Source organism: Pedobacter sp. GR22-6, from assembly GCF_037402555.1.
Taxonomy (GTDB): Bacteria; Bacteroidota; Bacteroidia; order Sphingobacteriales; family Sphingobacteriaceae; genus Pedobacter.
Map to the genome: position 1 here is coordinate 408,713 of NZ_JBBEUC010000003.1, position 23,258 is coordinate 431,970.

At 46.8% G+C, this 23,258-nt stretch carries 17 protein-coding genes; 10 read left to right on the forward strand and 7 right to left on the reverse strand.

The genetic code is table 11. The features are described from left to right. Positions 1–95: 95 nt before the first annotated feature. From WAE59_RS15650 to WAE59_RS15675, 6 genes are all read left to right on the forward strand, one after another. The gene (locus WAE59_RS15650) at positions 96–1,250 is read left to right on the forward strand and encodes a FecR family protein (RefSeq protein ID WP_337856920.1); all 1,155 of its coding nucleotides are present in this window, start codon (positions 96–98) and stop codon (positions 1,248–1,250) included. Between the two features lie 309 nt (positions 1,251–1,559). After that, entirely contained in the window at positions 1,560–5,033 is a 3,474-nt protein-coding gene (locus WAE59_RS15655; RefSeq protein ID WP_337856921.1) for a SusC/RagA family TonB-linked outer membrane protein, read from the forward strand. An 18-nt stretch (positions 5,034–5,051) separates the two neighbouring features. Then, positions 5,052–6,476, forward strand: coding sequence for a RagB/SusD family nutrient uptake outer membrane protein (locus tag WAE59_RS15660; protein ID WP_337856922.1), 1,425 nt, complete (start codon positions 5,052–5,054; stop codon positions 6,474–6,476). 49 nt (positions 6,477–6,525) lie between these two features. After that, positions 6,526–7,563 (forward strand): TlpA disulfide reductase family protein, encoded by a 1,038-nt coding sequence (locus tag WAE59_RS15665; protein ID WP_337856923.1) that lies wholly within the window; start codon positions 6,526–6,528, stop codon positions 7,561–7,563. Between the two features lie 39 nt (positions 7,564–7,602). Continuing rightward, positions 7,603–9,522, forward strand: a complete 1,920-nt coding sequence (locus WAE59_RS15670) for a sigma-54 dependent transcriptional regulator (RefSeq protein ID WP_337856924.1) — start codon at positions 7,603–7,605, stop codon at positions 9,520–9,522. 288 nt (positions 9,523–9,810) lie between these two features. Beyond that, positions 9,811–10,716, forward strand: coding sequence for a LysR family transcriptional regulator (locus WAE59_RS15675; protein WP_337856925.1), 906 nt, complete (start codon positions 9,811–9,813; stop codon positions 10,714–10,716). A 12-nt stretch (positions 10,717–10,728) separates the two neighbouring features. On the opposite strand, the gene WAE59_RS15680 is transcribed toward WAE59_RS15675, so the two are convergent. From WAE59_RS15680 to WAE59_RS15690, 3 genes are read right to left on the reverse strand one after another with little or no spacing between them, the layout of a single operon-like run. Next, positions 10,729–11,331 carry a pyridoxamine 5'-phosphate oxidase family protein gene (locus tag WAE59_RS15680; RefSeq protein WP_337856926.1) on the reverse strand — a complete coding sequence of 201 codons (603 nt, stop codon included), beginning with the start codon at positions 11,329–11,331 and terminating at the stop codon, positions 10,729–10,731. 15 nt (positions 11,332–11,346) lie between these two features. Next, complete coding sequence (locus WAE59_RS15685; RefSeq protein WP_337856927.1) at positions 11,347–11,619, reverse strand: hypothetical protein; 273 nt, start codon at positions 11,617–11,619, stop codon at positions 11,347–11,349. Positions 11,620–11,644: 25 nt separating this feature from the next. Beyond that, the gene (locus tag WAE59_RS15690; protein ID WP_337856928.1) at positions 11,645–12,799 is read right to left on the reverse strand and encodes an MFS transporter; all 1,155 of its coding nucleotides are present in this window, start codon (positions 12,797–12,799) and stop codon (positions 11,645–11,647) included. A gap of 179 nt (positions 12,800–12,978) precedes the next feature. Between WAE59_RS15690 and WAE59_RS15695 the strand changes: the two genes are divergently transcribed. Then, positions 12,979–13,863, forward strand: coding sequence for an alpha/beta fold hydrolase (locus WAE59_RS15695; RefSeq protein WP_337856929.1), 885 nt, complete (start codon positions 12,979–12,981; stop codon positions 13,861–13,863). A gap of 13 nt (positions 13,864–13,876) precedes the next feature. On the opposite strand, the gene WAE59_RS15700 is transcribed toward WAE59_RS15695, so the two are convergent. Together WAE59_RS15700 and WAE59_RS15705 are read right to left on the reverse strand one after the other, a co-directional pair. Further along, a complete protein-coding gene (locus WAE59_RS15700) occupies positions 13,877–14,488 on the reverse strand; it encodes an RNA polymerase sigma factor (RefSeq protein ID WP_337856930.1) in 612 nt (203 codons plus the stop codon). Between the two features lie 111 nt (positions 14,489–14,599). After that, positions 14,600–15,496, reverse strand: a complete 897-nt coding sequence (locus WAE59_RS15705; protein ID WP_337856931.1) for a hypothetical protein — start codon at positions 15,494–15,496, stop codon at positions 14,600–14,602. Between the two features lie 541 nt (positions 15,497–16,037). Between WAE59_RS15705 and WAE59_RS15710 the strand changes: the two genes are divergently transcribed. Then, complete coding sequence (locus tag WAE59_RS15710; protein WP_337856932.1) at positions 16,038–17,528, forward strand: alkaline phosphatase PhoX; 1,491 nt, start codon at positions 16,038–16,040, stop codon at positions 17,526–17,528. Positions 17,529–17,601: 73 nt separating this feature from the next. After that, a complete protein-coding gene (locus WAE59_RS15715; protein WP_337856933.1) occupies positions 17,602–19,407 on the forward strand; it encodes a cytochrome-c peroxidase in 1,806 nt (601 codons plus the stop codon). Positions 19,408–19,570: 163 nt separating this feature from the next. On the opposite strand, the gene msrA is transcribed toward WAE59_RS15715, so the two are convergent. Then, positions 19,571–20,170: a peptide-methionine (S)-S-oxide reductase MsrA gene (gene msrA / locus WAE59_RS15720; RefSeq protein WP_337856934.1), complete on the reverse strand. Its 600-nt coding sequence runs from the start codon at positions 20,168–20,170 to the stop codon at positions 19,571–19,573. A 248-nt stretch (positions 20,171–20,418) separates the two neighbouring features. On the opposite strand from msrA, the gene WAE59_RS15725 reads away from it, so the two are divergent. After that, positions 20,419–21,384: an isopenicillin N synthase family dioxygenase gene (locus tag WAE59_RS15725; protein WP_337856935.1), complete on the forward strand. Its 966-nt coding sequence runs from the start codon at positions 20,419–20,421 to the stop codon at positions 21,382–21,384. Positions 21,385–21,386: 2 nt separating this feature from the next. Here WAE59_RS15725 and WAE59_RS15730 read toward each other — a convergent pair whose 3' ends face one another. Continuing rightward, complete coding sequence (locus WAE59_RS15730; protein WP_337856936.1) at positions 21,387–23,201, reverse strand: serine hydrolase domain-containing protein; 1,815 nt, start codon at positions 23,199–23,201, stop codon at positions 21,387–21,389. Positions 23,202–23,258 lie beyond the last annotated feature (57 nt).

A 23,258-nucleotide genomic window follows, 5' to 3' on the forward strand; every position in this document is an offset into this window, starting at 1 on the left:
CCAGAGATTTTAAGAAAAGATCAATTTTTTTTTAAAAAGATCGGGAAGATAAGGGAAGATCTTTGTCATGTATTAAAAGCCAGGCGCTATTCACCATGGAGAAAGATCATTTTCTAAAAATATTATCAAAAGTACAAGACCGTACAGCAACAGAAGAGGAGGAAAATTTCCTGAGGGCTTACGACCGGATGTTTGAAAAGCAGCCGGATGGCTTGTCGCACCTTTCCCCGGCAGAATTAAAGGCAATGGAAAAAAAGATCAGATCGGGAATAGCCAGGGAAATGGGGGACAGGCCGGTCAGGATATCCCTCATACCTGGAGTCCGTCACTGGTGGCTGGCAGCTTCGCTCGGCATATTGTGCGCTGCCGGGATGATTTTGTACCTGTCCAGGCGCGAGGAGGGAATGATTCGTTATACGGGTAAGGTGCATACGATTTTACCGGGTAATAAGGGAGCAGTATTGATCCTGGGCAATGGAAAGCGCATTGATTTATCTGCTGCGGCCAAAGGTGTCGTTGCTGTACAGGGCAATATGAATATCGCAAAAACCGCATCTGGAATAATCGAATATGTGGCGGCCAATACCGCGCAGCCCGGTGAAAAACCAAGCTGGAACTCCATCGTTACCCCTCGCGGCAGTATCGTTGCCGTCCTGCTGCCTGATGGAAGTAAGGCTTACCTCAACGCGGGTTCATCTTTGCGTTTCCCGGCAGCGTTTACAGATGCCGAGCGGGCGGTGGAACTTTCGGGGGAAGCGGAATTTGAGGTGAGGCATCAGCCATCGCGGCCTTTCGTAGTAAGCTCTGCAGGGCAGAAGGTAGCGGTCTTAGGTACCCACTTTAATGTCAATGCCTATCCTGGTTCCAGGCGTGCCAGGACAACCCTGATCACAGGGAGCATAGCCTTATCCAGCAGCGTTGCGACCAGGATTTTGAAACCCGGTCAGCAGGCAAGTATTGCTGCGGGGAACAGCGATCAGAACATCAGCATCCGGGAGCTCAGCGAGCCGGCTGAGGCCATAGCCTGGAGGAAAGGGATTTTTCACTTTGAGAATTCAAGCATTCAGGAAGTGATGAAAGTATTTAGCCTGTGGTATGATGTAGACATCGTAGTGGAGGCCGACGTGCCTGAGCGATTGTTCTCCGGAGATATTCATAAGACACTCAGCCTGGAGAAAGCCCTGAAACTGCTCAATTACCATCAAGTATATTTTGAAATAAACGGCCGGAGCATCCGGGTCCGTTCCTGATCATCAACTTCCTAAAACTGACCTATTCACTTACTAAACCAACAAACCAACATGAGAAAAGACTACTAAAAAACAAAGCATTCCAGGAAGGGCGGTCAGTGAAAAAAATCTTTTCAAAAAAACCGCAGCGGTACTTCGAACTACCGCCGCGGCAAATGCTGAGCCATCCTTTTCCAGCCAGAAGCTGGAATAAATAATCAATTCGGTCAATTATTCAACTTACAACTCAACATGATCAAAGGTAATGAATTTATAACTCCTTTTGAAAGCTGGCGTATACGCCGGTTTTACAATAAAATATTATTAGTGATGAAACTAACTGCATTTTTGATATTTATCAGTTTGCTTCAGGTAAACGCAGAGAGCTTTAGCCAAATTTCGCTGAATGCCAGGAAAGTTCCATTGGTGAATGTCCTCAGGCAGATCCGGGCACAGACCGGCTATACCTTCTTCTACGAGGATAAAGATGTCAGTGAGCGCATGGTCAATATCCAGGTCTCCAATGTTTCCCTGGACCAGGCGCTTTCCATCTGCCTTAAGGGTACTTCACTGGATTTCGAACTGGTCGAGGATAATGTGGTGATTAAGCCTCGGGAAAAGAGCTTGCTAAATGCGCTATCAGAGATGGTCAGTTTGCCACGAACGGTCAACGGTACGGTCAGCGATGCCAAAGGCCCCATTCCTAATGTCAACGTACGGGTAAAAGGCACGTCGCGGAGTACGGTTACCGATGCCCAGGGGAGATTTCGTCTCGAGCGCTTAGAAAAGGGTGATATCCTGGTATTAACTTGTATAGGGTACAAGACTCAAGAGGTGATCATCAAAGATTCAGACCTGCTTGCCGTTCATATGGATGTAAACATTACCGACCTTGACCAGGTGGTCGTCATGGCTTACGGCAGCATTCGGAAAAAAGACCTTACGGGCTCCGTCTCTGTGATCGACATCAAAGACGTACAGGATGTTCCTTTCAATACCATCGATAATGCATTGGCAGGTAAGGCTTCGGGTGTTCAGATCACCAAGACGGATGGTACCCCTGGCGGGGCAGTGCGGATGCGGATCCGGGGTTCGACTTCGCTGTTAGGCGGAAACGAGCCACTTTACGTGATTGACGGGGTTCCTGTTCAGGTAGGTTCAGCATACCAGGAACCTGGCTACGGTATCAGCAGCCCAATGGGGAATGCCGTCAACAATCCTTTACTCGGCAACGGCGGCTCGACATCTGCGCTTTCCACGGCATTTGTGAACGGCTTGAACACGCTGGGCGGACTCAACGTTGATGATATTGAATCCATCACCATACTTAAGGATGCATCCTCAACGGCTCTTTATGGCTCGAAAGCCGCCAATGGTGTCGTGGTGATCACCACGAAAAAAGGGAAGAGTGACCAGCCGGCACAGTTCTCCGCCAGTTATTCCTCTACCCTTCAAACTGCGCTAAAACCCGATTTGTTAAACGGACCGGAATTTGTCGAGCTTTTTACCGAGTCCGTCCGAAATGCTTCAAACCGCTATAAGAGTTTCAATATCATCCCTGGGGCCTTTATCACCAATCTGTTGGCAAATCCTGCTTCATTTTTTGGAACGGCAAATACCGATTGGATTGATGAGGTTACGCGGCAGCCGATTGCCCACAATGCTGAACTGTCAATGCAGGGCGGAGGCAGCAGCTCCAGGTATTTTACTTCCCTATCCTATAACCAGACCCCGGGAGTGGTCAGGGCAACGGATTTAAATCGCATCTCAGGTAAACTTAATATTGAAAGCGACATCCGCAACCGGCTTAAACTGGTCGCAAATATGCTGCTGGGCTACACCGATCAGAATATAGGTGACGGTGCCTATGCGCAGGCCCTGAGGGCCAGACCAGATCTTGCTCCCTACTCAGCAAGTGGTACCCTCACAGATTTTACCGCTCCGGGAAGTGTCAGGAGATCTCCATTCATGAATCCCCTGGCTTTGCTGACAGCCACTAATAATGCGAAAAAGTTCTCACTGCTTGGCTCTTTTTCCGGGATTTATGATATTACCCGCGACCTGCAGTTTAAAAGTATTGTATCGCTCAATATGTACAGCTATAACCAGAGGCTGTATACACCCAGCTACCTCACTGTAGGCGGATTAGGCTCCGCGACTTATAGCAATGACGGGATAGGCAACAATTCCAACAGCAGGTTTGCAGACTGGCTCCTGGAAAACACGCTCAACTACCGAAAAGAAATCAATGAAAACCACAGTCTGGACCTGCTGATTGGTACCTCCTATGAAACTACGAAAATGAGTATGTTTTCGGTAACAGCGACTGGTTATCCCAATGACAACGTGTTGAATAACTTGTCTTCAGCAATCAGACCGATTTTTACCAAGGGAGATGATCCTGGCAGGCCCCAGGCTTATCTGGTTTCTTTTTTTGCGAGGGCTAATTATGGATATCTCGATAAATACCTGTTTACCTTTACAGGAAGAGCAGATGGCTCTTCTAAATTCGGTGCGGAAAATAAGTTTGGCTATTTTCCTTCTGCTGCCATCGCCTGGAGAGTATCAAAGGAAAACTTCCTGAAAAATGTTTCCTGGATCAGCGATATCAAATTCCGGGGAAGTTATGGTGTAACCGGAAACCAGAACATCGGCGACCAGATGTCGAGGACACTTTACAGTCCATATTCCTATGCGGGACAGAGTGCGCTCATTCCGAACCAGCTGGGAAATGAAACGCTGAAATGGGAAAGCACCCGCTCTACAGATGGCGGAATGGACATTTCCTTATTTAAAGAACGCTTAAGTGTGGTGGTCGATTATTACAGGAAGCAGACAAACGGAGCGCTGATTTCCCTGCCCCTCGCGCCTAGCAGTTCATATGGCTCGATCTTGAGTAACGTGGTGGGCATCAGGAATACCGGTTGGGAGGCCGCCCTTTCAGGCGATATCCTGCGTACGCGCTTTTTCAGGTGGAACGGATCCTTCAACATCACTTTCAATGAGTCAATGGTGACCAAATTGAGTGCCGACGCGAGCTTGTCGCAGATCGGCGACCTTACCGGCCTGAACATGGGGAATACCGCATTGATCGAGGGACGCCCATTGGGCTTGATAACCGGTAAAAATGTGAAAGGACTGATTCGCACTGCAGAAGACCTGGCAGCTTATAAAAAGAAGATGGGTATTTATGCCAACAGGCAGCCCTATGCGTATATGGGGATTGGAGACCCGATTTACGAATTAAACAACGAAAACGCTACCAACGGAAGTCTGCCGAACTATAATGTAATTATCGGAAGTGCAGCGCCAAAATATTTCGGTGGGTTTACCCAGGGTTTTAGCTACAAGAATCTTGATTTACAATTGTATTTCACCTATTCACAGGGCGGAAGCCTGATTTGGGGCGACCATGCCAGCAGCATGCAGTTTTCCAACAATACCAATATGAATGCATCCATTTTGGAGCGATATACGCCCGAGAATCCAAATACCGATCACCCATTGCTATGGTACGGTTCACAATACGACAAATCGAATCTGGATGTATTTAGTTCATCATTTATCAAACTGCGGACCCTTTCGCTGAACTACCGGTTTGTTCCGAATCTCTGGATGAGTAAAGCCGGCATCCGTCAACTGGGTATTTTCGCCACGGCGATGAATGTATTTACGGTCACCCGGTACCCTGGACTGGATCCTGAAGTATCAAATGATCCCTACAGCGTAACCGGCGGGTATATTGATGCGAGTAATTATCCATCGGTACGATCATTTACAATAGGCTTTAAAACTACTTTTTAACCATCCAAACGTATCAAAATGAAGATGAAACTATATATGCTGTTTTTTACCATCGCCTCAGTGCTGAGCAGCTGTAAAAAGCAATTGAACGTTTACCCGACGACCTCAGAAGTTGATGGTAATGTAATCGTAGATAGCAAGAGCGCACAGACCGTTCTCAATGGTGTTTATTACCAGTTTGCCGCCGGAACGCAGGATTATTCCGGAGTACCTGCAACAGGATGGATTACCTATAATGAAGTCATGTATTCTTTCATGGCTGGGACATTGGATTATTCGGGTGGCGGAAGTGAGTTTGAACTGTTTGAAATAGATGACCGCAATTCTGCATCGGATGTGCTCTGGTCTTATAATTATTTGCTGGTCAATGCCGCAAATGGTTTCTTAAAAAACCTGGAGCCTGCTGGTACCATTCCCGAAGGGCGTAAACGAGAGATGCAGGCAGAGGGTATGTTTTTGCGTGCTTTTGCCAATACACAACTGTTGCTCGCTTTTGCGGAATACAAAGACATGAACAGCAAGTACGGCATCTTACTGCGGAAAGAATTTGTTAACGCAAATAACATCAATTTGGCTCAGTCTACCGTAGCGGAGTCCTATGCATTTATTCTGCAGGACCTGGACTTTGCGATATCAAACCTGCCATTGCAAGGCAGTCAGCTTTATTATGCGAACCGCTGGGTTGCCAAATTGCTGAAAGCAAGGCTTTTGATCAACCGTGCTGCTCAGGGAGACTATGCGCAGGTCATCAGTCTGACTGATGATATCATCAAAAACAGCCCATTTGCCCTGGAGAAAAACCAGCGGGATATTTTTTGGACCAAAGGATTTTCCAGTAAGGAAGTGATGATGTCAGTACAACCTTATGCAGATCAGCAATTTAAACTGGTATCCTACCAACAGGGCCTTCATTATACTGGAACGGGATTGATGACTTCACTGTTCCGGGATGATCCACGTCGGGAATGGGTTTATACCGTCGTAGATGATTACTATCTGGGTGAACTCAACGAAGTGACCAAGTATTACTCTGGTAATCCGGATCCCAACCTGGCTACGCCCGTACCAAATGCTGAGAACTGCTACGCCTTTAGGCTAAGTGAGGCCTATCTGTTACAGGCAGAGGCGCTTGCCGTTCAGAATTCTGAGCTCGCTACAGCAAAGAACCTGTTGAAAACTGTGGTAGCGAATGCTGGTCTGAGCAATTTTGCGGAGATTGAGGCTGCGACTTCAGGAGCAGATCTTCAGGTACTGATCGTGAAGGAAGTGATGAAAAATTTCATCTGCGAAAATGGGGTTGACTGGTATGCACTTAGACGTTTGCCTTTTCAGACCCTGAAAAGTATCAGGCCCGCTATACCTGACCAAACGAGGCTTATCCTTCCGGTGCCCTACAGCGAACGTGCGAAAAACATAAAAATCCAGCAGAACCCAGGGTATTAAAGAGGGCCTGAAAATTTTTACACCACAAATATTCAATTAACAAACAGTCATGACCATCAAAAAAAATATATGGGCGGTAGCAGCCTTATTGCTGCCATTTTTATCCAATGCACAAGTCCAATGCACAGTTTCAGGAGAAAGCAAATATGCCAGAGCAAACGACCATGCTTTTTTGTACTATCTGCACAAAGACGGTTTTTATGAAGACACCGTCAAAATCAGCGGGGCTAAGTTTTCTTTCAAGACAGATATAAGAACAGCCCGGGAAGCCCAGCTGCGGATCGATCAGCTGGGTTCGAAAAGCTCCGGGCCCCGTGGCCCGGGAGCCGTCGGCATCTATCTGGAACAAGGAGAGGTCAATGTTTCCGTCGGGGAGCCGATCGGGCTTTCAGTAATCACTGGCGGTGCCGAGAATAAAGTATACGCAGCTTACAGGAAAGCCATGGCTGATCCTGGGGGCGAAGAACAAAAAACAAAGGCGTTTATAGAAGGCCACCGCGAGTCTATGGTCAGCCTGTGGCTGGTCAAAACAATGACTGAAAGGCCATCATTTGAGCTGGCTCAGGTTGAACCCCTATTCCATCTCTTTGCTGAAGATTTGAAGAAGACCACTGTTGGACAAGCCATTGCGAAAGCTATCGAAAAGAAAAAAAATGGAGTCGAGTCGGGCAAAATGGCGCCGCTGTTTGCCTTGCCGGATACCACTGGCAAGATGATCGCAGTCCAGGATTTCCGTAAAGGTTATGTGCTGCTGGATTTCTGGGCAAGCTGGTGCGGGCCTTGCAGAGCAGAGAACCCACATGTGCTGAAGGCCTACAATGCATTTAAGGACAAAGGTTTTACGGTATTTGCCGTATCTCTGGACGAAGCCAAAGATAGAGACAAATGGATTAAAGCGATTAAAGATGACCAGCTTGGCTGGACACAGGTGTCCGATCTCCAGGGCTGGACGAGTGCGGTAGTCGCGCTTTACGGCATAGAGGGAATTCCCCAAAACTACCTGATTGATCCGAGCGGTAAGGTGGTTGCTAAAAACCTCCGCGGAGATGCATTGAGTGAAAAGTTAGCGGAGCTCTTAGGCAAATAGAGAAACGGTCATGATCGTCAATATTTAGAATAAGTGGATATGAACAAAAAAATACTTATTGTCGAAGACGAATTTGCTGTAGGCGGTGCGCTGCCTACAGCATTGCTGCAGGCGGGTTATACCGTGACTGGCATTGCTTCTTCAGTAGAAGCTGCCGGGGAACTGCTGCACAATCATGGGGCAGATCTGGTCATTTTGGATGTTCAGTTAGAGGGAAAGCGGGGAGGTATTGAGTTGGCCAGGAAGCTGAAGCAGCACAATATGGCCTTTATTTATTTATCCGGGAATCCCAGTCAAAAAATACTGGATGAGGCCAAGGCGACAGATCCTTGCGGTTTTTTGGTCAAACCTTACCGTGAGCAGGACCTGCTGGTAACCGTTGACATTGCGATTTACAGGCAGAGGGGTGTTATGGCATCACAATCACAACAAAAAAATCTGCTGGAAAAACAGTTAGCTTACGTTTTTAGTCATACATCAGATGATCAGCAGAAACTGCTGAAAGTTGCCGAGGTGATGCGGGATTTTATCCCTTTTGATCTTATTGTTTCAGGCAGTCAGCCGTCAAATTCCGGCCAGTTTTCTGATTTTGGATATTTACGTACCGGATTTGATGAATATCAGTTTATTGGAGAGCAAGAGTTGATCACGATTTCTGGTCTGAGCGCAGGCAAACTATCAGAGGCAGTTAAAAATAGTTATGAGATGAGCGGTAATGCTGTTCATGAAGGAATCCTGTTAGAAAATTCAACTTCCAGCCCCTTGCAGAAAGTTTGGACCAACTGTTTTAAAATCTCCTCAACGCTCATGATCTCTGTTGTCAATAGCGAAGGATTTACGGTAGATTATGCCTTTCACAACCGTGAACCTTTCCTGTATACAGAAAAACATAAAGCCGCACTAGAAATTCTGAAGCGTTGTTTTAGGGGTACCGCCGTTAAATCCATGCATTCAGCAGTAAAATCACCTGTCCATAATTTCCCCGGTATTATTGGTCAGCATCCCCTTTTGCTTGCCGCATTGGACCTTACCAAGCAAGTTGCGCCTTACAATACCTCCGTGCTGATACTTGGTGAAAGCGGGACTGGAAAAGAAAAGGTTGCACATGCCATTCATGCCCTGTCATCTAGGAAAAGTGGACCTTTTATAGAAGTGAACTGCGGTGCTATCCCAGCTACACTCATAGAATCGGAGTTGTTCGGCCACGAAAAGGGAGCCTTTACCGGCGCCACGGAGAAAAGGAAAGGCAGGTTCGAACAGGCAGATGGTGGCACCGTTTTTCTGGATGAAATAGGAGAATTGCCTTTGGATATGCAGGTTAAACTGTTGCGTGTTTTACAGGAGAAGGAAATTAATTACGTAGGCAGCAATGCCCCGAAAAAGGTAGATTTGCGTATCGTAGCCGCCACCAACCGCAATCTGGAAAAAGAAGTAGCGGCGGGTAATTTCAGGCTTGATCTCTACTATCGGCTTAACGTATTTCCAATAACCTTACCGCCATTGCGGGACAGGAAGAGCGATATCGTTGCTTTGATCATGTTTTTTGCCCACAAGTTTTGCAGGGATTTCAACAAAGAGTTTAATGGCATCTCAGCATCTATGGTCGACAAGATGCTGGCGTATCAATGGCCGGGTAACATTCGCGAGCTGGAGAATGTGATGGAGCGCGCTGTGATACTCAACTGTGGGAATTCCGAATTGGAATTGAAGCAGCACCTTACCGGCACGATGTCAGAACAACCCGAAAAAGCCGGTATTGAAACCCTGGAAGATGTGAAAAACATTCAGCGGAAGACAGAGAAGGTTTACATCATTTCCGTGCTTAAAAAAACAGCAGGCCGGATTCGCGGCAGCAGTGGTGCAGCAGAATTGCTAAACCTTAAGCCAACAACACTGGAATCCAGAATGGCCAAATTGGGCATCAAAAAAGAAGACTATTCCGGACCTGCAGTAAACTGATTGAGGACATTAGCCATAAAGCCACAATCTGCTAATGCGAAACTCCATTTTTTTCAGAGTCCAGGAGCTATGATCTCCGAAAATACTGGAGTGATTTTGTAATTTAAATACAATCCGTCATTTAATTTAGATGTAAGTATTTGATTTTCAATTTGATGAAATATATTTTGTTGAGGCTGTTGATTTTGATGTTTATGGTACATGTTTGACTATACCATTACTCAATGGAGCCTAACAACCCATCGACGGTTAATACCGCAATATTTAAAAACCTTAAACATCCAAGCAATGGTCAATTTAGAATGGTTCAGAACCTTTAAAGTCATTTATGAAGCAGGAACACTCTCTGCGGCAGCACAAGCCCTGTTTATCTCTCAGCCAGGGGCTAGTTTACACTTAAGTTCACTGGAATCTTTTGCCGGTCACCGTCTTTTCGACCGGGATACGCGGAAAATGGTCGCGACGGAACGGGGTACCATGCTCTACAATTTTATCATTGACCATATGAACAAGCTCGAAGAGGCGGAGCAGATTTTTCACCGGAAATCCAAGGCAGAAAAGCCAACGGTGAATATTGGAATGTCCATTGAAATCTTCCAGCATATGCTTGAAGCGCACATATCCGACCTGCCATTCAATCTGGTTACGAAGTTTGGTGATCACAGCCAAATGCTGCAGGAGCTGAACAATGGCACTTTAGACCTGATCCTCACACCACAAAAAGGTACGCAACATAACATTGAATATAAGCCATTCACGAATGAGCGGATTGTACTTGTTTGTGGAAACCAGACAGATACCACAAAATTCGAAGAACTTCTACTGAAGGACGACCGGCCGGCATTGAAGGACTGGTTATCCAGTCAGATTTGGTACACGACTGCATCCGATATGGAGCAGCTCAAACGCTTTTGGTCGGCAAGTTTTGATACTTTACCGAGCTTCAGGCCTAAATGTGTTGTGCCGTCCTTCGGTTCTATATTGCGCTGTTTGTCTAATAACAAGGGGTTCGCAGTAGTACCCGATTTCCTATGCAATCGGGAGATCGCAGCCAAATCGGTCAAGCTGGCCTGGGCGGGCAGTCCAGCGCTGGAAAGCACCCTTTATTTCGGGAAGCGTAAGACTACAGCCTATCCGGAAGAGATCAAATACCTGGAAGAAATCCTGGTTAGGAACTGTTCGCCGCTAACCTGAAAAGGGCAGGCATTATGTGCCCTTTAAGCGCCTGATCTCTTCTTCCAGGGATTGTACATAGCCATTCCTTTCAGCGAATGCCGCTTCTATTTCATCCAGGGTATAACGGGGCGTAATGTGTTGGGGGCAATTCCAATTGAAACCCTTTATTGAAAAAAGGAGCATTCGTTCAGCTTTGTGTTTATAGTCTGCCGGGTCAAGGCGTTGAAAAAGTTCCGGATCTTCCGTGATCTCTACGATCTTTATGTCTGCGAACAACTTGAGCCTGGCCCTTTGCGGATAATCCATTAAAATCAAAGATACTTTAGCGTTATCCGCCGCATTTCCAACAGAGATATATTGCCTGTTGCCACTGAAATCTACCAGTCCGATAGTGGACTCATCGAGCACTTTAATGAAACCTTTTGGTCCGCCCCGATGCTGTATATAAGGGTAGCCTGTTTGGCTGATGCTGGCCATGTAGAAGCTGTCCCTGCTGCTGATAAAATTAATTTCAGCCGCTGTAAGTTCTTCTCCATGATATCCGTTCTCCATCCTTGCATAGGCTGCACGGCTTCCATGCAATTCCTGCAATTTCTTTACCGCGTCGGTAAATGCGATTTGTTCGTAGTTCATCTTGCCAGGTTTTGTTTATTCGTTAATGCCTTTGATCTTTGGGACCGCATCGGGATCGAATTCATACTTGTCACAGCGGTCTTCATACCAGTCGTTGACAAATTGTTCCTGACTTTCCAAATAAGCTTCAATGGCAGGTATGCCTGTTACTTCCTTTTCGCCGTCGACCAATCGCGTGGTCTCAGAATTGTCTGTTATAATGAATTCGTATTTCAAGGGCGTTCTATCTAATCGCTCCTTCCAGCCAGTAATATCATGGCCGGTTTCCGGATAAAATATTTTAATCATTTTGTTCTGTTTAAAATTTTAGTGTTTATTTAAGCGTCGTTTTAATCCATACACGACGGGAAATATAAGCCAGTAGTAATATCAGAAAGATCAAGAAAAACATTGCGACATCCAAATTAATATCGAGTAATCCAATCATCATTAAAGGTCCGCTGCCGTAGCCGGCGAAAAGAATTCCAGTACCTTTAGCTATGGCCTCCATTGGCGATGAATGTGCCGCCGGGAGTTTGAGGATACCGATAAACAGAGGTTGGCTGCAACCAAATCCAATCGACATGACGCCCAGTGCGCATTCCGCAAGCCATAATGGCAAATTCCCCGTCAATACCAGGAGACCGCTAGCCGTTAATCCAAGTGAAAGGTAAAGGATGGTGATAACTTTTTTATCGAGCTGGTAATGGTAGATCAGTAAGCTGGCCAGGAAACCGGGCAGGCCGAAAATGAACAGATCAGTCGCGATATGAAATTCATCCAGCTCATAGCGTGTAGTAAAATAATGACTGATCCAGACAAATACCCCGGAATGAAACACACCTGTTAAATATGCAAAGCTATAGCTATAGCCCCTTTTCCAGTTTGAGGTTGATTTTGTGGGGGTTTTTGATTGAACGGGCCTTATTGCTTCCCAGCGTTCCTGACCCTCTTTATGGAAATAAATAAAGAAAAGCAATGCGGCAAGCGCGCCGGTGGACAGATAGAGGTATCGCCAGCCAATAAAGCCATTTAACCAGCCACCCAAACTGGGGCCGAAAGTCATGCCCGTAGCCAATGCAAAAATGATCAGGACCATGTAATCCAGCGAGCGCTTTCGCTTGTAAGGCCTCAGGGCCAGGGTTAATGCCGATGGAAGCATAATGCCAGTGCCAAAGCCGGTTAATGCCCTAATGGTCAGAAAAAAAGCTGCGGAAGTGGCCGTGCTCAGTATGTAGGCAAACATGCACAACGCAGTAAGTGCATATAAGATGCACTTTCGGAGGTCGACAGCCGGCTTTAGGAAGACCATTGCAGCCGCGGCGATGGCAAAAGGAATTGCAAATGCAGGTACAGCCATGTGTATCAAAGAAGAATTGAAATCTTTTTCCAAGCTGGGGGTTAGCGGAGCGATCAGATAAGCTTGAATCATCAGGAGCATACAGGCCAGGCCCGGAATTAGATCGGGGCCCTGGAAAACTTGATTCATGTAATGGCGTTTCATGCTACAAATTTCGGCTGGGGGAGCCGTGTTTGCATATCATTTTAATGATATATCCTATTACCAAATTGATGCTGTCCGGGTTTATTTTTATAATGACTGTTATCATCAGGATAATGGTAAAAGGCAGCATAAGGTCGCAAATTCGAAATACTTTTGGAAAATACATGCAAAATCAAACCACATACAACTTTATCATGATCTCCGGACTAAAGATCTTTTATCGTGAAGCCGGTCCCAGGGATGCTCCGACCTTACTCTTATTGCATGGCTACCCTTCTTCCTCTTTCATGTTCAGGAACCTGATCAATGATCTGTCTGATCAATACCATCTGATTGCTCCGGATTACCCTGGATTTGGTAAAAGCGAACAGCCCCCAATTGCAGAATTTGACTATACATTTGACAATTTTGCGGCAATTATAGAAGGACTTTTAGATAAGCTGGGTATCGGAAGGTATAGCATTTACCTCATGGACTATGGTGCCCCTATAGGTTATAGGATAGCTGCGAAATATCCTGAAAAAGTAGACAGCCTGATTGTACAAAACGGTTGTGCATACGACGAAGGCCTGGATACATTCTGGGAGCCGATCAAAGCGTACTGGCACGACCGGACTAACAAAGAGGCAGAAGAGATATTACGCAGTTTCCATAGTCAGGAGGGTTTAAAGTGGCAGTACACGCATGGTGTCCCTAACATTTCGGTCGTCAGCCCGGATAATTGGGAGATGGATCTCCGGCACCTGGAAAGACCTGAAAATGACCAGATACAACTCGACCTTTTTTACGATTACAGGACCAACCCTCCAAAATATCCGGAATGGCAGCAATATTTCCGGGATTACAATCCGGAAATGCTGATTGTATACGGTAAGAACGATTACATCTTCCCCTCATCTGTTGCGGAGGCATATAAAAAAGACGTTAAAAATCTTGAATACCATTCATTCGACACCGGGCATTACGCACTGGAGAGCCATGGCATAGAAATCGGGGCAACCATAAAAAATTTCCTGGATCGAAAGCTGCGTCGACAATTATGGCGATAGCACCAATTTAAGGTTAAGCCAATTTCAGATGCTTAATTTCTGAAGGGTTGAATAAAGCACGCAGTGTATGGATTGCCCTTCTCAATCTCGTTTTCACTGTACCCAGCGGTATGTTTAATATCTCAGCAACTTCCATGTGTGTGTAGCCCTGAAAATAGATCAGGTCAAGTACATCTTTTTCAACTCCTTTTAAATGGGCAGTCAGCGTTCTAATGCCGATGAGATCTGGATTCATACTGGTCTGGTAATGTGCAAATTGCCCGACGCTCAGTTCTTCTATCGGCGAACGTTGGGCAGTTTGCAGGTTTGCTTTGCTCCTGGTGTAGTCTATAGCCAGATTTCTGGTCATGGAAATCATCCAGGTAAACAATCTGCCTTTGCTGGTATCATATCTTTCTATGGAATTCCAGATCTTGACGAACACCTCTTGCAATACATCTTCGGCGACTTCATCTGATTTTACGATACGGCTGATGACCCCAAAAAGAGCTGCGGAGTACATTTTATACAGTTTTTTAAAGCTCTTAGGACATCTTGAGCGCAGGCTCTGAATGAGCATTGTCTCGTCATGAATTGGTTGAGTGGTCTCAGTTTCATTCGGTTGAACGGCGGGGCGGATTCTCATAATAGCAGGTGTATATCAATCCCTTACAATTCTGAGTCCAATCCTTGCCATTACAGGTGAATATTCCTACTAGGAGTAAAGATACGTATTAATCATACTGTACCTCACCGGTCACAACCTCCTGATTTTGGCGGCCGATAGCTTAGTCAATTTTACAATTGTTTCTATTAGAAATTTATCTTTTTTCATTTCCCTTGCGATTTCCAATTGATATTCTTGCTTTCCTAGCAGTTTCCCTTCCAATTGTCCTTCTAGCCTTCCTTCCAATTGTCCTTCCAGTTTTCCTTCTAGTTTTCCTTCTAGTTTTCCTTCGTGCTTTGCGCGGTCGAGTAATAATTCTCTGATTCCCATAGTGGTGTTTCTTCTTGTTATTTTATTAAGTTCCTGTTCAAATAGTTTGCTGTTTTCCTGATCTCCAAACCGGATGTGGTAAGTCAAAAAGTTCAAGAGCGCATCGATTTTTTCTTTGGGCATTTTTTTGCTGAGGAGCTGCCGGGCCAATTTCAGTTTCACTTCCAGCAGGAAGGCATCTTTGTTGCCTGAACTCAATTGCCTGCCTTTCAATGCGGCTTTAGCGATCAATAGTACTACGGCAAAAGGATTTTCGCTGGCTGCCAACTGTTCTTCATCCTGTTGCGAGATTTTTAATACGTTATAAGTATAGACCAGGCTGGTACCCATATAAGACATTTGAAATGTATTGCTGCGTGATTTTTTGACAGGCTCTGTGAGTATGGCGAAAGCAGCAATGGGTTTTTCATGCCTATCAAAAATCCTGGAGTGGTAAGTGTACATGCGGCGACTAAAATCTTCCATATACCTGCCCTGTATTTCCAGGTGGATCAACACCCATTCTTCAGTGCCTTCCTTTGTGTACACCCTGACCAGTTTGTCAATGATCCTGGGTTTGTACACATCGTCCTGCGGGGGGAAGAGTTGTTCCAGTTCCTGGTTCAGGAAATCAAATCCCCGGCTAAAATCAAAATGGCTTTCCGCATCGGGGATCATAAAACGGAGAAAATCTTCGAAAAGATCTTCGAGGATCCCTTTATACAGCAGGTCATCTTTTTGATAGCTCTGTTTTTTTTGGGGTTTTTATTGTACAGCGCTTTAGGTTCCTGCAGCCTTTCGTATGCAGGGACCCAGCCGCCTGCGGGCACTGGAAGATGGGCGATATATGTAAGGTAAATGATCATGTTTTTCTGTTGCGAATATAGTCTGGCTTTCGCAAAATGCCAAGCTAAAAGGTAAAATTATTTTTCATAAGTAACTGAAAAACAATATTTTGAAAAATTATACAGGATTTTGTGATGCGAAGAAAAATATTGGTTCGGTGGGATTTGTTGTTGGTTGATTTCAGGGGTTTAATTCTTCTTGCAGGGTTTAAGTTTTCTAAGTATAGTTTAAGCCTGAAGACTTAAACCAATCATAATGATCTTGTTGACCGCATAGAAGAATTCTAAATTAAGGAAGGGGGTGTCATTTAACATGGGCTTAAATTCTTCGCAACATTGTCGCTTTAAGTTTGCATCAGAAACGAATACAAACGATGAAAAAAAATCTACTGAAAACGAAATCTCTTACCCTGGCTGTTGCAGCTTTTGTTGCTTCGGCAGTGGCGATCTCTGCTTGCCGTAAAGACAGGACTACCGGAGGCACAGAGGAACCTGTGGCGATTGACTTAAAAGATTACTCTGTAAACCCTTCCTTAGTGAAAACGATGACCGGGTTTGAGAACCTGAAGATCACTACACTGATCAGCAGTGATGACGTGCTTCCGGAATCGCCTAATTTTATCTTCGGCGCTCAGCCAGATGGAGCAGGTATCCTTAAAAACCCTTCCGGTGATGGCTTTATCATGATCAATAACCATGAAATCCTGCAGTCGGTATCCAGGGTGTACCTGGACAAAAATTTTAAACCGGTAAAAGGGGAATACATCGTGGATTCCGATGGTGGAATGACCCGCCTTTGTTCGGCCACTATGGCTACACCAGAGGAACACGGCTTTGCCCAGAATGTATTCCTGACGGCTGGAGAGAGCGGTGCGGAGTCGATGATCCATGCGATTGATCCTATTGCCCCGGCAGATAAAAAGAACCAGCAGCGTACCTTAAGTGCACTGGGCAGATGGAGTGCTGAAAATGCGGTGCCATTGCCGAAAGGCGCTTATCCTGGCAAAACAGTGATCATGATCGGTGAAGATGAAAGTGACGGACAATTGGCCATGTATGTGTCTAATACCCAGGGCGACCTGAACAGCGGTAAACTGTATGTCATGAAACGTACGAACAACGACCCTGTAGAGACCAATATGAGTAAAGGTCAGGCTTACGACGTGGAGTTTGTAGAATTGACCAATCCTAAAACTTCTACCGGTGCACAGTTGCAGCAACAGACTGTTGATAAAAAAGCACTGATGCTGGCGAGGGTAGAGGACATCGATTATAGAAAAGGCAGCGCTGCGAACGGCCGCGAGCTTTACTTCACGGCGACTGGCGTAAGTCAGGCCGATAAACTTACCCCGGTGAGTGGCAAGACCATGTGGGGCCGCGTGTATAAATTGGTACTGGATGCCAATGACCCGCTGAAAGGAAAGCTGGAAGTGGCTGTAGATGGCCATGACAGTCCTGGAAAAAGCATCGTAAACCCAGATAACCTCTGCGTAACGGAGAACTATGTGTACATCCAGGAAGATGGCGATTCATTTTACTTAAATAACGACCACGACGGTACCATCTGGCAATTCTCAATGGCTGCGAAATCCCTGAAACCGATGCTGCAGATGAACCATAGAAGAACAGATGCGACCTTCAACGCGAAATACAATTCTGTAAACAGTGCACTGCTGAGCAGCTGGGAATATGGTGCCATGTACGACGTTTCGTCGCTGACAGGTATCCCCGACAGTTTTGTGATCAACCTGCACCCGCATACCTGGCAAGATGCCAAATATAGGAATGCCGACGGTGGATCTGCCCGTCTGACCAACAACAGTGAAGGCGGACAAGTGGTGATCGTACGCGGCATCGCAAGATAAATAACCTTTCCCCCTCTAAATCCATCCCTCCCGGCAGATTGCCGTGGAGGGATCTTTGATTATACAATACCATATGAACGGCATTAAGCAGATCAGCATTTTTTTTCTCCTGATCACCAGTACCACACTTTTTGGAATCTATTGCAGCACGAAGTCAGATCCGGCAGGCCCCAGGGTGAAAGCCTCATTTGATGCCGAACTGGCAAAACTTCGGCAAATCGTGGAGGGCGAACTGCGCCCGGCACTGGCTGCAAAAAACGAGGCCGCGCTAAAAAAGAGTTTTTTGCATGCCCGGAGTCAATACAAGCAAGTGGAGTATTACATGGAATATTTCTTCCCGACCACCGCGGTGTTGATCAACGGCGCACCCATCGATGAGATAGAGCTCGGCGAAAATCTCGTGGAGCAGCCTACCGGTTTCCAGGTGATGGAGGAGTTGATCTATGAAGCACCCAATGCGGAAAACCGGCAGCTCCTGGCCAATGAAATCAATAAAATGAAGCTGAACCTGGCACGTGTGGCCCGGTACAATGCGCAATATGAAATCACGGATGAACAGATCTTTGATGCCATGAGGCTGGAGGTGTTCAGGATCACGAGCCTGGGGATTACCGGATTTGATACACCCACGGCATTGCAGTCGCTGCCAGAGGCCGCCGCAGCTTTAAATGGCATTAAGGGCGTATTGTCGTTGTACGGCGCAGAGGAAGGTTTGTCGGCCCGGATCGATATCGCCATATCGGTACTGCATCAGGCCCCTGATTTCAATGCGCTCAATCGCCTGGACTTCATCACGAAGCACCTGCAGCTGATCAGTGCGGATATAGACCAGCTGAGGCGCAAACTTCAGATTTCCCCGGTGTCGGGAAGTTCGGCGATGTCGGACGACGCAATTGGTTTATTTCAGAAAGATGCCCTGGATGTGAAGCGTTTCGTAGGTAACCATACCGAATACCCGACGGAAGAGAAAATTGCGCTTGGTAAATTGCTGTTCAACAGCAAGGTATTGTCTAATGCGGGCAACAGGAGCTGTGCAAGTTGTCACCATGAAAGCAGGGCTTTCACAGATGGGCTGCGTACCGCAAGCGGAATGGATGAGCGGGACAAAAGCAAGTCTATCGCCCTGCTGAGAAATACACCTACACTGCTGTATGCAGGATTTCAGCGCGGCTTTTTCTATGACCTGAAAGCGGGCTCTCTGGAAGACCAGGCCCTGGATGTGGTGCACCATAAACAGGAAATGGATGGCTCGCTGAAAGATGCAGCGTCCAGGATCAATCGGGATTCGGTGTGGACTGCCGCTTTCCGCAAAGCATATGGTACTGCAGCTGCGAAGGCAGATCCCTGGAAGATACAACATGCGCTGGCCACTTACATCCGTTCATTGGCACCTTTCTCTTCTCGGGTAGACCAGTACATGCGGGGAGATCAGCAGCAGCTCAATGAAGAAGAAAAGCGGGGTTTTAACCTGTTTATGGGCAAGGCCAAATGCGGCAGTTGCCATTTCGCCCCCTTATTTAACGGTACACAGTCGCCGATGTTTGCCAAGAGTGAGGCCGAGGTGCTGGGTGTACCCGGAAGGCCCGATACAGCAAAGGCAGTGATCGACAAAGATCAGGGCCGGTATAGCCTGAGCCCCTATCCGCAATACCGCTACGCGTTTAAGACCACTACCTTGCGCAACGTGGCCAGGACGGCGCCCTATATGCACAATGGCGTGTACAAAAGTCTGGAAGAGGTGTTGGATTTTTACAACCGCGGCGGTGGGGCAGGTATCGGCATGAGCCTGGAAAACCAGACCCTGTCGGCGGAGCCCCTGAATTTGAGCAAAAAGGAAATGCAGCAGATCATTGCCTTCCTGAAGGCGCTGGACGATTAGAAGAGGGTGTCCGAAAAGGTGCAATTTACTATTCTATGTTTCTCGTCATCCTGAATTTAGTTCAGGATCCCCGCTTGAGCATGGTTTAAATAGCATGTCCGTAGATCCTGAAATAAATTCAGGATGACGTACGTACCTTTTCGGACATCCTCTAATCGGTTTTCTAATGCTTTAATTTGGCTTTGAAGATTTTCTCCAGCTTTTCCATTTTGGGCAGAATGACCATTTTGCAGTAAGGCTGGCTGCCGTTTCTGTTGAAATAGTCCTGGTGATAGTTTTCTGCCACATAGAAAGGAGCGGCTGCGGCAATCTGTGTTACGATTGGCTTGTCAAAGGCCTTGCTGCTGTTCAGCTCTTTTTTATAGGCTTCGGCCAATTGTTTTTGAGCGGCATTGTGGTAGAAAACTACCGAACGGTATTGTGTGCCTACATCTGCGCCCTGGCGGTTGAGTGTAGTCGGGTCATGACTTTTCCAGAAGACTTCCAGCAGTTCTTCGTATTTGATTTTGGCCGGGTCGTAAGTGACTTCAATCACTTCGGCATGTCCCGTAGTTCCGGTACATACATCATCATAGGATGGATTGGCAACCGTACCGCCTTCATATCCAGACCTGACGGAAGAAACACCATCCAGGCGTTGAAAAAGGGCTTCTGAACACCAGAAGCAACCCATGCCGAAGGTGGCTTTTTCCAGTTTTTTGCTTTGTGCGCCGGCGCCGGTAAAGGACAGCAGTATCAGTGATAATAAGATTAGATTTTTCATGTGTGTGATTTTTTAGCAGGCTGAGCCTCTGTGCTCTTGTAAAACTACGCAGCACAACGGGATTTAGTTTGTAAGCCAAGTGAAACCGGGCCTATTTTACACTCAACTGATAATCCTGGCCGGTTTGGTTGTTGGTAACTTAAGTTTTTTATCTTGAGCTTGTTAATCAAGATAAAAAGATGGTTTTAGCGTTTATTAACAATACTTTCTTAAATTTATCTCATTATTAATCCTTAAATATACTTCTAATGTCAGCACCATATATTCCAAGTTTAGACCTGAGTTCCTACATCAACGGCAATGAGGAACAACGTAAAAAGTTCTCTGACGAACTGGGCCGGGCCTTTAATGACTCTGGTTTCGTGACGATCACCAATCATGGCCTGAGCCAGGAACTGATCGATAAGCTCTACAAAAACATACAGGCGATGTTTGGCCTTTCGAGGGAGCAAAAGCAGCAATACGAAAGGGTAGAACTGGCCGGTCAGCGTGGATATACCAGTCCGGGAAAGGAAACGGCCAAAGGTGCAAAGACAGCTGATCTTAAGGAATTCTGGCAGATCGGTCAGGAAGTGATGGATGCAGATCCGATCAAAAGCCAATATCCCGACAATGAGTTTTTGAAGGAGATCCCGGAATTCAATGAGGTGACGCGGGAGATTTACCAGCGCCTGGAAGCAAACGGCAAGCAACTGCTCCGTGCCATAGCTACTTACCTGGAATTACCGGTGGATTACTTTGATCAGCATGTACACAATGGCAATTCGATCCTGAGGGGAATCCATTATTTTCCGATCGAAGATCCGGATGCACTGCCGGATGATGCGGTACGTGCAGGTGCACATGAAGACATTAACCTGATTACCTTGCTGATCGGTGCCAGTGCTGATGGGCTGGAAGTGCTGACCCGGAGCAATGAATGGCTGCCGATCAAAGCGGGCCATACAGACATTGTGGTGAATGTAGGCGATATGTTGCAAAGGCTGACCAACAACAAATTGAAATCGACCACCCATAGGGTAGTGAACCCGCCTCGTGAACTGATGAAAACTTCACGTTTCTCTGTGCCATTTTTCCTGCACCCGCGTTCGGATATGGACCTGACCTGCCTGGATTCCTGTGTAGATGCGGAACATCCAAAATTATACACGGACATGACGGCCGGTGAGTACCTGGATGAAAGACTGAGGGAGATCGGCCTGAAAAAGATGTAGGCCTATTTCAGACCTTTATCAATCGCCTTATTGATCGCATCCTGTATCCTTCCGCGGATCTTCATGTTGCTCAGTTTATCTGTCACCGTAGGGTGGACACGGTTGGACAGGAACACATAGACCAGGCCGCGGCTGGGATCTACCCATACGCAGGTGCCGGTATAGCCGGTATGTCCGTAGGTCTGTGAAGAAGCCAGTTCTGAAGGATACTTTTTGCTCAGGTCCGGATCCCAGCGGTCGAAGCCAAGCCCCCTTCTGCTGACGTTGGATTGCTTGGTCGTGAAGGTCTCTACAGTTGCCGGGCTAAAGTACTGCGTTCCGCCATAGCTGCCTTTATTGAGCAGCATCTGGTAAATGATGGCAACATCGTTGGCGCTGGCAAAGAGTCCGGCATGACCGGATATGCCTCCCGCAAGTGCTGCTCCCTGGTCGTGTACATAGCCTTCCAATAAGGTTTTCCGGAAATAAGTATCCTGCTCCGTAGGTACGATCTGCTCTTTGCTGAACCGGTTCCTGGGTAGAAATCCGGCAGTCTGCATGCCCAGGGGTTTGTAGAAATTGTCCCAGACGTACTGATCCAGGGGAAGCCCGCTGATGCGTTCAACGATGTCTTTCATCACGTACATGCTGATGTCGCTGTACACGTACTGACCGCGGGTCTTGATGGGAGAGTTCAGCATTTTTGGCCACATGACATCCTTGAAGTAATTCCTGCGGATGTAATAGTTGTCGGCCACCTTAGTTGGGTAGGCCGCGCTTGAATCGCGGCTATAGTCGCTGCTGGTTACAGCATTGTGAAAGGGAATGTAAGGAATGAATCCGGCCTGGTGCAGCATCACCTCCCGCACGCTGATCGCATTCATGGGGCTGGTACGTGCTTTGGGAATGTATGCGCCGATATTGGTGTCGAGATTGAGCTTCTGCTCTTCCACCAGTCGCATGACCGTAGGCGTAGTCGCCGTAGTTTTAGTGAGGGAGGCCAGGTCAAAAATATCGCTTACTTTTTCAGGGAGGCCGCCATAAGTATGGTTGCCATAGGCTTTGTTGAAGATCACTTTGCCATCTTTGGCCACCAGTACCACAGCTCCGGGTGTGGCTTTTGCGTTGATGGCTTCCATGGCAATTTTGTCGATCGCAAGCAGCTCATCAGCATTGACACCGGCATCTTCCGGGAGGGTATATTTGAGCCGGATGGCGCTGGTGCTGAAACCAGAACCAGTGGTATACTTAGCTGAAATGGCAGTATTCAGTTTTTTGCTGAGTCCAATCCCGCCAAAGATGGCCTGGGGGATGACCGCTACTGCCAGGGGAGTACTGTCGCTGCTCCAGATGATCGGTGCCTTCAGTGCATCCAGCGCGCTCAGCCCTTTGGCTTCCCCAAAAACAGCGAGGATCACTTGTTTGCTGCGGGAAAGGCTGAGGATGAAATTGGTATTCCTGGCCTCAGATGCAGCAGCTGAAGGCAGTGTGATGATGATCGTATTGAAATATTTCAGGTCATCTTCCAGGTCGTTCAGGGTAGTTGCGGAGGCATAGTTTGCGGCAGAAAAGGAAGTGATCTTCGTGTATTTGTTGAGCAGACTGTCGAACACCTGCTGCTGGTCAAATCCCAGGCTGACAGCCGCGATATTCCTTTTTTCGAGCTTCATCAAAGGCACAATGGTGTCGTGGTTGTTAAGCAGTACTGCATTTCCGGCGATGGAATTGCTCAGGCTGAGCAGTTGTTGGTTTTGCTGATGACTTTGTGCGCAGGCGGTAAAAGTGAAAAGGGCAAAGAAACTGATGGTGATGATACCAGCAAGGTTATTTTTTCTCATATAAATCTCGATCTCTGTAGGTCTTGTTAGTACAACGTAAAATTAGGGATTTTGGTT